Consider the following 13015-nt stretch of genomic DNA (forward strand, 5'->3'; position numbering starts at 1 on the left):
TAAAGCAATCCAAGTTTTTTTATTTATTATTATCATTAATTATGTTGCCACCGCTTCATTTTGGCAAGATTCTTAGGATACATTTTTTTAAGAACGAATCGCTTTAAATAGCCAATGTTAGGATTGTGATCTAACCCATCAAGATTTATTTTGATCATATCATCAATTGTTAAATTTGGATCATTAAATTTACCATTTTCAAAACAATAGTTACAATATTCTCGATTACGAATACCATTAGAATTTGTTCCAAAATCCTCTAAATGCTCAATAGGCATACCACAACTTTGACAAATATATTGCATACTCATAATAAAACTCCTTAGTAAAAAATTTAAAAAATAAGTTCAAGTTGATTGTAAGCGTTTTCAAAAATGTGGTCAATTATTTCTTTTGTTTTTTAAAAAGTTAAATATTAATATATCAATTTTATAATTATTGTGATATGATTTATACGTTCGAACGAGAAAGCGCTTTCAAAACATATGTTGATCAATTATTTCAGAAACAATTATTTCAGAATGATAGAGGATTAAGGATATGGATACTAGTACTGATATGTTAGGTAGCCAGGGTGCAACTCTGAACACTCGCATTCCAATGAGTCAGAAAATATCGTATGGATTTGGTGATTTCGGAAATGGATTTATGTTCGATTTAGGTCAGGCATACTTAACAAAATTTTGGACGGATGAAGGATTATCAGCTGCAGTAGTTGGAGGTATATTTGTTTTTACAAAAATTTTTGATGCATTTATGGATCCGATTGCTGGTTCTGTAATTGATGCCAGAAAGCCTAGCAAACATGGTAAATTTCGCCCAGTTATGATGGTTTCGGCTGTGGTTCTTGGCCTTATGACAGTTATAACATTCACGATGCCTTCAAGCATGTCAATGACAAGTAAAATAATTTATGCTTATGCGGCTTATATGATTTGGGGATTAGTTTATTCATTTACAAATGACCCATATGGATCATTAGCATCAGTTATGACGAGAAATTCACAAGATCGAAATTTCATGGCGACGACACGTCAAGTTGGATCAGTTGCCGCACAGTTTATAACTGGAGTAGCTTTTGTACCATTAGCATTAATGTTTACTAGATCACAAGTAGCAACAACATCTGGAATATCTGGACATGGATATTTTATAGCGTCATTAGTATTTGCAATTATGGGTGTGGCAATGTTTGCCGTTTGTTTCTTAGGTACACGTGAAAACGTAAAAGTTGATTACGATGGAACTAAAAAGGCAGAAAAAGTTAAATTTAAAGATATCGCTAAAGTTGTCTTTACGAATGGTCCTTTAGGAGCTTTGATTTTGATGACTCTATTCACAATCTCAGCAATGAATACCAATAATTCAATGATGATTTTCTTTGCTCAATATAATTTACATAATATTTCACTTCAACCGGTTATTAATGCAATTATGATGGGATCTGCCATTGTTGGAGTATTTATGATTCCATTCTTAACAAAACGTTGGGGACAAAAGCAAGTTGCAGTAGTTTCATTAATTGTCTCAGCTATTGCTAATTTAATTAATTTCGTAATTCCAGAGAATACGATAACATTTATTCTTTTCGTGACAATTGGGTATACCGCTTTGGCTATTCCTAATGGAATTACTTGGGCAATGGTTTCAAATGCGATTGATTATGGGCAATGGCATACTGGACATCGACGTGAAGCAATTACATATGCCGCATTTAATTTTTCACGAAAAATTGCTCAATCATTAGCGGCATTTGTAACATCAGGAGTTTTGGCTATTACAGGATATGTTGCTAATAAACCGCAAACACCTGAAACATTACATGGAATTCGGGCCGCGATGACATTGTATCCTGGAGTGACAATGTTATTGGCAGCCCTAACACTAGGGTTCTTATACAAATTGAACGAGACAAAGTATGAGGAGATGATTACTGATTTGGATAATGGTCGTTGGGAAAAGGGAACTTTGGAATAGATTTTAAATTTAAAGAATTTAAAGTATGAATATTTTTATTAGAAGAAAGAGGAAAATATAATGAATTTAGATACATTGTTAAATGATGTTGAAGTTATTTTGGATGCGAATGGAAATTATGATAATTTAGAAAATTCAGATATCTATGTTCCTAGTATCAAAGTTGATCGAAAGAATGTTTACTTTATATTGAAGAGTAATAACAAAAAAAAGTTAGTTGGATTTATTGATACTGATCTAATTAATGATTTTGAAACTATTGAAAGTAAAGAAGTAGCTAATAAAACATTGTTTATTGGTAAATTAAATTCTAAAAATCTTAAGGCAATTGAAGAACGTTTTAACTGGGTTGAGCCAACTTCACGGCATGGTTATAAATATACCTTTGGACTAGGTGATCGATTGGGCCTAGCTTCACAAGCACATTTACGTTTGTTCAAAGCACATAAGGACATTTTCCCTGTTTTGGGACAACAATCAATTCGTGAATTAATTTTAACTGGACGAACATTTAGTGATGTTGTGGAAGATGCTGCGTGGGCTGTATTTGAAGAAGGATACACAACTGGTTGGGGCGCAGATGGTGATCATGTTAAAAATGACTTTGAAATTGATTACGCCATTAAGTCCGGCGAGACTATGATTACTCTTGATTTAACTGAAGATCTTCATCCAGAGGTTGTTACTTTATCAGATGAAGAATTAGATGAAAAGTTTAATGCTTTAGATGAAGAATTTGTTAATCGATTTAACAAGACATATTTAAACCAAGAATTCAAAATAAATGATACATTAAGTGTGAAATTTACTAAGCGAGATTTGGAAGAATCTGTGTTAATGTATTATGATGCAATTTTACGGTCAGTATTTGTTTATAATCGTTATGTTGTACCATTTAACCTTGATTTTGAAATATCAGTTGACGAAACATCGGAACCAACTTCACCCGAAAATCATTATTTCTTTGCAAGCGAATTAAGTTTAAATAATGTGGTTGTAGAAACATTAGCACCACGTTTCTATGGAGAGTTTCAAAAGGCCATCGATTATATTGGTGATGTTAATCGATTTGAAAAAGAATATATTGAACATCAAGCCATCGCTGAAAAATTTGGTTATCGGATATCAGTTCACTCAGGTTCCGATAAGTTAAGTGTTTATGAGATTATTGGACGTGTTTCTAAAAAAGGTTGGCATGTTAAAACTGCTGGTACAAACTGGCTAGAAGCATTACGAGTAATTGCTGCTAAGGATCCTGAATTAATGATTGATTTATATAAATTCTCTTATGAAAACTTAGATGATGTAGCTAATATGTACGTCTTTAATGCACAAGAAAATGTTAAAAAAGGACTAGTAATGAAGCCTGAAGATGTCACATTAGATAATGTACATGTTTTACTTCAAGATGATGATACTAGACAAGTACTACATACAATGTATGGATCAATTTTAAATTTGAAGAGTAGCTATAAGTACGTTTATCGTAATCAAATTTTTAATATCCTACATGAAAATGAAGACTTATATGGACAATATTTGAATACTCATATTGCAGAACACCTTGATTTGCTTGAAGGAAAATTCAAGAATAAAGATGAAGTGATTGCACATTATGAAGGTTAGTTTGAAAGGAGGAATATAATGAATTTATTAGATGATGATTTCTTGTTAGAAAATAAAATGGCGATTAATTTGTATCATAAGTATGCTGAAAATATGCCAATTATTGACTATCACTGCCACTTAAATCCAAATGAAATATATGAGAATAAGAATTTTGAAAATATTACTAAATTATGGTTAAATGATGGAACATATGGTGACCATTATAAGTGGCGATTAATGCGTGCTAATGGAGTTCCAGAAAAATTGGTTACTGGTGATGGAGCAGACTATGATAAGTTTATTGCTTGGGCAGGTACTATTGAAAAAGCATTGGGGAATCCATTATACGAGTGGACACATTTAGAATTACGTCGTTTTTTCCATATTGATGAACAATTGACAGTAGAATCTGCACCACGTATCTGGAAGAAAGCTAACGAACTACTAGCTACAGATGCATTTAAGCCCCGTAATTTGATTAAAAATTCTAATGTTAAGTTAGTTACAACAACGGATGATCCTATTTCTGATCTACATTATCATGAATTAATTGCTAACGATGAAGCGGAAAATGGATTTAAAGTTTTACCAGCTATGCGTCCAGATGGATTAATTCAAATTTTTAAACCAACATTTGGAGAATATTTACAAAAATTGGGTGCTTCTGTTGATTTTGAAATTAATACAATTGAAGATATTGTAAGAGCTATGCGTATTAAATTTGATTTTTTCAAATTGCACGGTGGTAAGTTATCAGATCATTCATTACTACAATATAAATATGTTGAAGCATCAGATAGTGAAGTGAATGAAATTATTGCTAAAGCTATGCAAAATGAGGTAATAACTGCAGACGAAGAAAATGCATATTTAACTAAGTTATTGCTGGAATTGATGAAGTTAAATACTGAATATGGATGGGTCATGCAGTTCCATATTAATTCTAAACGTGATCTAGATTTAGGAATGTATAATAAAATTGGTCCTGATACTGGATATGATATGATCGGAACGCAAGCTGATATTGTTGAAGGAATGCGTCAATTATTTACTAAGGCTCAAACAGAAAATGCTATTCCAAAAACAATTCTTTATTCACTTAATCCTAATGATTGGATGCAATTGGCAACAATGATGCAAAGTTTCCAAAGCAATGATAATGGAGATAAGAATCGTATTCAACTTGGAGCAGCATGGTGGTTTAATGATACTGCTGAAGGAATGGAAGAACAATTAAGAGTATTTGCACAACAAAGCCTACTACCAAATTTCATTGGAATGCTCACTGATTCTCGAAGTTTCTTATCATACCCACGTCATGAATATTTCCGTCGCGTTTTGTCAAATTATCTAGGAAAGTTAGCAACTACTGGAAGAATTCCTTATGATGAAGAGTTATTAGGTCAGGTCGTTAAAGACATTTCTTATAATAATGCGTATGATTATTTTAAATTTTTTGAATAATAATTTGTTTACTTAATATAAATTAAGCCAAGTCACTTATCAATAGTGCCTTGGCTTTTATATTTAATTCACTTTTTTAATTTCTTTTATTATATCGTAGTTAGTTGTTATGGAATACCAATAAATGTACATATCTTACCTATAACTATGTGGTTCCTTACTGTTTAGGCCAATTGAATTGATTATTTTTAAAAGCTGCATAATAATAAAATTTGTAAGCGTTTACACGAAACAAAAATGTTTTTATTATTTTAGAAATAAGCTAACTCTAAGGAGAAATGTTATGAATAATGGTAATCAAGTTAAATGGCCGGAACGGCTAGCTTATGCCATGTCAGATTTTGGCTGTAATACAATTTTTCAAATTGTAGGAACATATTTTATGGTGTTTAGTACCGATACAATGGGGATTAAAGCCTCAGTTGTTGCTGGACTGTTTGCGTTAACTGCAATTATTGATTCAATTGACGGTGTGGTTTGGGGACAATTTATTGACCGGACACACACAAAATGGGGAAAATCTCGTCCTTACTGGCTCTGGTTCTCAGTGCCATTTGCACTATTCTGTATTATGTCATTCTCAGCACCAAATTTGCCAATGACTTGGAAGATTGTTTGGATTTACGTTGCATATATTGGAGCTAAGGTTTTATATTCAGGAATTAATATTCCTGTCACTTCAATTTTGCCAGCCATGACTAGCAATCCACAAGAACGAGTAACCCTTTCAACGGTTCGTCAATTCTTTGGGAACTTGGGTGCAGCGGTTTTCCTACCATTAACTTTGCCAGCTGTTGCATTCTTCGCTGGGATTTTCGATAAGCAAAACTCAAATCCTTCAACCTCAGCAACTGGTTGGTTTATCTGGGCAGTGATTCTTGGAATTGTAACTATAATTTGCTTGATGACAGCTTTCAAGGGAACACGTGAACGTGTGGTAACTAAAGATTCAAATCGTTCAGTACCAATGCGTGAATCAATTAAAGCTTTGAAAGGAAATTATCCTTGGGCAATTATCATTTTCATCAACTTTGTGTATTGGGGAAGTTTTGCCATTCGTCAAAGTTCATTACCATATTACTTCAAGTATGTTCTACATAATGAAGCATTGGGAAGTGCGGTACTAGCCGGAACGATCATCACTTTGATTTCGACAGCAATGGTACCATTCTTCTCAAAGCGCATTGGTAAGCGTAATACTATGTTTATCGGGATGGTAGGAACTGCCATTTCACAAGTGATATTACATTTTGCGGATCAAATGAATGGTAATGTTCCGATGATCTTGTTTGGAATGTTAGTTTACTACATCAGTTATGGATTAGTGGGAGCTTTAATTGCCGTAATGCTTTCTGACGCTGTTGATTTTGGAGAGTGGAAGAACGGAATTCGAGCAGAAGGATTTGTAACTTCATTTAGTTCATTTAGTGCCAAGCTAGGAATGGGACTAGGAAGTATGTTACTGTCAGCTGTTTTGGCTGGTGGTGGTTATGTTGCCGCAAATGCAGGATCATCTGCTGGACAAACTGCATCAGCACTTGACGCAATCCGGTTAGGATTTATCTGGATTCCATTGATTGGATATGTGGCTTCTGGTTTGGTCTTATTATTCAATAATGTGGATAAGCTAGAACCACAAATGGTTAGTGATTTGGAAAATAAGCATCAGCGTGAAGCTGAAGAATTATCATAAAAAATATAAAAGAGGGCATAAATTATGAAATTTTCAAATGGATATTGGTTAGGAAAAGATGAATACATTATTAATTCACCGATTGAAGCATTCGATACTTCGATTTTAACAGCGAAAGAAGCTGAAAAAAGTAGTGAAACTTTAATAGTAAATGCAAGTTATCAAAGATTAGCCTCGCGTAGTGATATGTTGGATGTTGGTAATACTACCATGTCAGTATTCAGCCCTGCGCCTGATGTGATTGGGGTTGAGTTGAAGCATTTTGATCAAAACGATCATAATCCTTTATATGAATTAACGACCCAAAACGTAAATCCTGAAATCAATGTTGACGATCAAAAAGCTCATTATAAGAGTGGAGATTTGGAATTAACGGTTGATATGCACAATAAATTTAACCTTGATTTCAATTATAAAGGTAAGCGTATTACAGGCTCTGAATTTAAAGCCCAAGGTTCTATTGATGATTTGTCAGGTCAACAATTAGGTCAAGTAATGCATCCTAATACTGTTGTTGGTGCACAGGCTATGGTAAGTGATCGTCAAGTTACTCGTGCTGACCACTATATGCGTGAGCAATTGAGTTTACTACCTGGAACCAAAGTTTATGGTTTTGGTGAAACATTTGGCCCATTTGTTAAAAATGGTCAAACAATTGATATCATTAATCGTGATGGCGGAACTGGTTCAGACCAAAGTTATAAGGCAATTCCATTCTACATTGCAGCTAAAGCAGGAATTTCAAAGGATGCCAAAGGGACCTATTATGGAGTCTTTGTAAATGAAAGCCAACCTACTAGCTTTGAAGTAGCAACAGAAGTCGTTGATCGTGTTAGCTTCTCAACGCGAGGTGAGAGCCTAGAATATTATGTAATCGCTGGAGAAACGCCTAAGGATGTTTTGGGTAAGTACAATAAGTTGACGGGTGGTTCTACTTTGCCACCAGAGTGGACTTTTGGTTTGTGGCTTTCAACATCATTTACAACAGATTATTCCGAAGAAACGGTTATGAAGTTTATTGATGGAATGTTTGAGCGTGATATTCCTTTGTCAGTTTTCCACTTTGATTGTTTCTGGATGAAAGGCTTTGAGTGGAGTAATTTTGAATGGGATAAAGAACAATTCCCAGATCCAGAAGGTTTGATCAAGCGATTACATGATCGAGGTTTGAAAGTTTGTGTTTGGATTAATCCATATATCTCACAAAAGTCACGTTTATTCAAGATTGGTAAGGAAAAAGGTTACTTTATTAAGCGGACCGATGGTAACGTTTGGCAATGGGATTTGTGGCAACCCGGAAATGCCATTGTTGATTTCACTAATCCAGAAGCCGTACAATGGTATCAAGGATTATTGAAGAATTTATTAGATATGGGTGTAGATTGCTTTAAAACTGACTTTGGTGAGCGAATTCCAATGCATGATGCGGTTTATTATAATGGTAATAATCCAGAAGGTGAACATAACTATTACACACATCGTTACAATAAGGCCGTCTTTGAGCTTTTGAAGCAAGAGAAGGGTGATGATGAAGCTGTGGTCTTCGCCCGCTCAGCAACTGTCGGCGGACAACAATATCCAGTTCACTGGGGTGGAGATAACTTGAGCCAATTCCATTCAATGGCTGATACCTTGCGAGGTGGCTTAAGTTTGATGTCATCAGGATTTACTTTCTGGAGTCATGATATAGGCGGCTTTGAAGAAAATGCTAGTGCCGCTATTTATAAGCGTTGGACTCAATTTGGATTACTATCAAGTCATTCTCGTTACCATGGTAATATTCAATATCGGGTGCCATGGCTCTTTGATGAAGAAGCAGTTGATGTTACACGTAACTTTGCGAAGCTAAAGCAAGACATGATGCCTTATATCTACAGTGAAGCTAAGGCCTCAGTTGCTGCGGGTATTCCATTGATGCGACCAATGTATCTTGAATTCCCAGACGATGCCAATTGTGCTGATCTTGATCGCCAATATATGTTTGGTTCTGACCTTTTGGTTGCACCAGTGATGAGTGAAGATGGGGATGTTGATTACTATCTTCCAGCTGGACATTGGCAACATGTGATTGATGGTCGTGAGATTACAGTTGATACTCATGGACAATGGATGGCTGAAAATTATGATTATTTAAGCTTACCAGTATGGAAAAAAATTGATTAAAAAGACGAAATCAGAGGATTAATTATGTCGGCCGAAAAGGGTGGTGAATATGAGGTAGTCGTTAATAATAACGATGTAGATGTGCGGATTTTTGTCTCACGTGAAGAACCAGGTTTTAAGCCGCCTCATTGGCATCGGCATGTTGAAATTGTCTTAGTTTTATCTGGAACGGTAACTTTTAGTTATGAAGGGCATGATGTCGTCTTACAACCAGGTGAGTTTATTGCGATCGGCTCTGGGGTACTACATTCGTCGAGTCATGAAAAAAATTGTTCCATAGTGTTACAAATTCCAGTTTCTTATTTGGAAAAATACTGGGATAATCCTGAAAATATGTTATTTACTATTCATAAAAAGGACCGGTTTGATTCTGAGTATCAAGAAATTGTTGTAGCATTACAAGAGATGGCTCACGTTTATCAACACAAGATTAGTGGTTATCGGTTCAAGTTCAATGAATTGATGTTACATTGTCTGTATTTGATTTTTACTAAATATGGTCAGGATAGTGTGGTCGTTAACGTTGGACAAAATAATCGTTTAAAAGAAGTTTTATCCGATATAAATGAACGTTATTCAATGGTACTTACCGTAAATAATCTCGCTCAGAAATTCAATTATAATCCTGACTATTTAAGTCGCTTTTTTAAACAAAAGACGGGGATTTCTTTGAATCGGTACATTTACTTAGTCCGTCTATCACATGTCCACTTTGAGGTGGTTAATAGTGATAAACCGATTCATAATATTTTTTCAGACAATGGTGTCAAAAATATTCGCTTAGGTACTAAATTATTTGAACAGTATTATGGATCATTACCACGTGAGATTAGAAAACAACGGAAATAAAAGTTGTTATATGTTAAGTTTGTTGGACACCCCAGAGTTATTTTAACTTTTGGGGTGTTTTATATTAAGTTTAAAAATGTTAAATTAAAAGCATGAAAATTAGGTCAGATACATATTGTCACTTGGAGAGACTAATCGGATTGTTAGGATATTAATAAAAGATTATTGACCTGATTAGGAGTAGAGAAAGAGATGAGGGAGTAGTAGGAAGATGCAAGATTTAACAAAGGGAAATCCGGTTAAATTAATCATGATGTTTACATTGCCAATTATCGTGGGATATTTATTTCAAAATTTATATAATATTATTGATACGTTAATTGTGGGGCAAACTTTAGGGGTTAAGGCTTTAGCTGCAGTTGGGTCAACAGGTTCAGTGATGTTTTTGGCACTAGGTTTTGTTGGTGGCGTGACCTCAGGAATGTCCATTATAACGGCTCAACGCTATGGTGCTCAAGATTGGGCAGGAGTTAGACGCTCATTTGGACAAAGTATTCTAGCCTCAGGAGTGATTACTGTTTTCTTAACGTTAATCGGGATAGTAGGTCTCCGCGGGTTGCTGATTTTAATGCAGACACCGAAGAATATTTTTGAAATGGCTTATGCCTTCATCGTAATTATCTGGGGTGGAGTTGTGACTCAAGTTGGATATAACATTTTAGCTAATGAGATGCGAGCCGTCGGTAATTCGCGGGCCCCACTTTATCATTTGATTTTAGGAATGATTATTAATATTTTATTGGAGCTATTATTCATATTAGTTTTTCACTGGGGGACTGCAGGGGCAGCTTTGGCAACTGTAGTGGCTTATGCAATTTCAACGCTCACTAGTTGGTGGCATATTACCAAATTTATTCCAGTTTTACATATTACAAAAGAAGATTTAAAGTGGAATTCTACTGAAATTAAAATTCATCTTTCAGCGGCATTGCCTATGGGGTTCCAACAATCTGTTATTGCAATTGGATCGATGACTTTACAAGCAGCAATCAACTCTTTGGGAACAGACTCTGTGGCCGGATATACGGCAGCTTCCAAGGTTGATCAAATTTTAGTCTTAGTCTTAATGTCATTTGGAGTTACAATGGCAACTTATGTGGCACAAAATTATGGGGCAGGAGAGTATCGCCGAATTTTGGTAGGAATGCGCCAAGCTTTGAAAATTAATATTAGCTTTGGAGTTTTGCTAGGTATTTTTGAAATTCTTTTTGGTCGTTATTTAGTGAAATTGTTTTTGGAATCAAATAGTGGGGATGCTGTTGCTGTTCAGCATTTGGCCCAGACATTCTTTTGGGCTAACGGACCATTTTATGCAATTTTGGGGGTTCTATTTATATTAAGATATGCCTTACAAGGATTGGGAAACACTAAAGCACCAACCATGGCTGGGTTTGCGGAGATGGTTTCCCGCTCCATTGGCGCTTTCGTATTTGTCATCTGGTTTGGATTCTTTGGAGCTAGTCTCTCTAATCCTTTGGCATGGTTAGCATCAGTTTTGTGCCTATTACCGGCATGGAATAAGTATCGTCGAGAAATTATGGACAAATTAGAAAAAGATTAATTATAAAAACATCTAAGTGGATTTCCAAATAATTTTGGAGACCACTTTTTTTAAATTATAAAAAGTTGGTTGCGAGAACCAACTAACTAGAGTAAGATAAACATTGTAAATTAGTAAGCGGTTACATTTGCTTTGTTGTTAACTTTTATTTTTTGTTTTTAGGAGGCAAAATAGTCATGGCTAGTAAAAAACACATGTCAACTAGTTGGATTTATTTTTTCGGAGCCCTAGGTGGGTTATTGTTTGGATATGACACAGGGGTTATCTCTGGTGCCATGCTTTTTATTGGAAAAGAGCTCGGTATCCGAGCTGGTTCATTTGAAGATGGATTTATTACTGCTTCGGTCCTTTTGGGGGCGATCTTAGGAGCAGCCATCATTGGTCCGATGTCGGATAAGCTTGGACGAAAGAAATTACTTTTAACTTCTGCTATTATTTTCTTTGTTGGAGCAATGGGATCAGGAATTGGTCTCAATTATGCAATGTTAGTTACTTCTCGAGTCTTGTTAGGAGTGGCAGTTGGGGCGGCGTCAGCTTTGATTCCAACATATTTAGCTGAATTATCTCCCGCTGATAAGCGTGGAGGAATCGGGACTTTGTTCCAGTTAATGATCATGACTGGAATTTTCTTAGCCTATGTCTCGAATGAATGGCTTTCACCACACGGACTATTCGGACTATCATCGCATGTTGGTTGGCATTGGATGCTTGGATTAGCAACTATTCCAGCTGCATTGTTATTCTTTGGTGGATTAACTTTGCCTGAATCACCACGATATTTAGTGAAGCAAGGAAAAGATCGAGAAGCCCAAAGCGTTTTGGAAACGTTTAATTCTAATCCAAAAGTGGTTCAAGAGGAGTTACATGATATTAAATTACAGGCTCAAATGCCCTCTGGTGGATATAAAGAATTATTTGGACCAATGGCCCGTCCAGTTTTGATTATGGCATTAGGACTTGCTATTTTCCAACAGGTTATGGGATGTAATACGGTTTTGTACTATGCACCAAAGATTTTCGTTTCAGCTGGATTTAGCGAACATTTCGCTCTCCAATCACATATTGTAATTGGAATATTTAATGTGATTGTGACGGCTATTGCGGTTAAGATTATGGATAAAATTGATCGTAAAAAAATGTTGACGTATGGTGCCTTAGGAATGGGAGCTTCATTATTAGTTATGTCAACTGCCATGCTAGTTTTGAAGGCCGGAGGAGGAAACTTCGGATCATGGATTTGTGTGATTGCTTTAACCTTGTACATTGCGTTCTTCTCTGCAACTTGGGGACCTGTTATGTGGGTAATGATTGGTGAAGCTTTCCCATTGAATATTCGTGGATTGGGTAACTCATTTGGGGCTGTTATTAATTGGACAGCAAACTTTGCTGTTTCACAATCATTCCCAATGCTATTAATTGCCTTTACCCCTGCCCATTCAGTTAACGCTGAGGGACAAGGAATTGCTAAGCTTTTCATTATTTATGGACTTCTATGTTTCGTAGCAATTTGGTTCATTAAAAAATATACCTTTGAAACTAGAAATCGTTCATTGGAATCAATCGAAGCAACTTTGCGGTCAAAAGCTCATGCTGATGGATATAGCGATGGAGCTGAAGTAAGATAATATTTAAATTAAATTTATAGAATCCATGGTAGTCGTAAAATTAGGCTTCATGGGTTCTTTTATATTGATCAGATT

The 13015-nt window shown here is 35.4% G+C and carries 9 protein-coding genes; 8 read left to right on the forward strand and 1 reads right to left on the reverse strand.

The window, feature by feature from the left end; genetic code table 11:
* Nucleotides 1-35 precede the first annotated feature (35 nt).
* A complete protein-coding gene (locus tag JC2156_RS00730; protein WP_006844924.1) occupies nt 36-311 on the reverse strand; it encodes a zinc ribbon domain-containing protein in 276 nt (91 codons plus the stop codon).
* Nucleotides 312-540: 229 nt separating this feature from the next.
* Between JC2156_RS00730 and JC2156_RS00735 the strand changes: the two genes are divergently transcribed.
* The 8 genes from JC2156_RS00735 to JC2156_RS00770 all read left to right on the forward strand — a co-directional run bounded on the left by JC2156_RS00735 (nt 541) and on the right by JC2156_RS00770 (nt 12940).
* Nucleotides 541-1977, forward strand: coding sequence for a glycoside-pentoside-hexuronide (GPH):cation symporter (locus JC2156_RS00735; RefSeq protein WP_006844925.1), 1437 nt, complete (start codon nt 541-543; stop codon nt 1975-1977).
* A gap of 60 nt (nt 1978-2037) precedes the next feature.
* The gene (locus JC2156_RS00740; protein ID WP_006844926.1) at nt 2038-3603 is read left to right on the forward strand and encodes a tagaturonate epimerase family protein; all 1566 of its coding nucleotides are present in this window, start codon (nt 2038-2040) and stop codon (nt 3601-3603) included.
* Nucleotides 3604-3621: 18 nt separating this feature from the next.
* On the forward strand, nt 3622-5049 hold the full coding sequence (gene uxaC, locus JC2156_RS00745) for a glucuronate isomerase (protein ID WP_006844927.1): 1428 nt from the start codon (nt 3622-3624) through the stop codon (nt 5047-5049).
* A gap of 283 nt (nt 5050-5332) precedes the next feature.
* Nucleotides 5333-6742: a glycoside-pentoside-hexuronide (GPH):cation symporter gene (locus JC2156_RS00750; RefSeq protein WP_006844928.1), complete on the forward strand. Its 1410-nt coding sequence runs from the start codon at nt 5333-5335 to the stop codon at nt 6740-6742.
* Nucleotides 6743-6766: 24 nt separating this feature from the next.
* Nucleotides 6767-8905, forward strand: coding sequence for an alpha-xylosidase (yicI, locus tag JC2156_RS00755; RefSeq protein WP_006844929.1), 2139 nt, complete (start codon nt 6767-6769; stop codon nt 8903-8905).
* A gap of 24 nt (nt 8906-8929) precedes the next feature.
* Complete coding sequence (locus tag JC2156_RS00760) at nt 8930-9754, forward strand: AraC family transcriptional regulator (RefSeq protein ID WP_006844930.1); 825 nt, start codon at nt 8930-8932, stop codon at nt 9752-9754.
* A 211-nt stretch (nt 9755-9965) separates the two neighbouring features.
* Nucleotides 9966-11315, forward strand: coding sequence for an MATE family efflux transporter (locus tag JC2156_RS00765; protein WP_006844931.1), 1350 nt, complete (start codon nt 9966-9968; stop codon nt 11313-11315).
* A gap of 176 nt (nt 11316-11491) precedes the next feature.
* Nucleotides 11492-12940 carry a sugar porter family MFS transporter gene (locus JC2156_RS00770; protein WP_006844932.1) on the forward strand — a complete coding sequence of 483 codons (1449 nt, stop codon included), beginning with the start codon at nt 11492-11494 and terminating at the stop codon, nt 12938-12940.
* The last annotated feature ends 75 nt before the right edge of the window (nt 12941-13015 follow it).

The sequence above is a fragment of the Weissella koreensis KCTC 3621 genome (assembly GCF_000277645.1).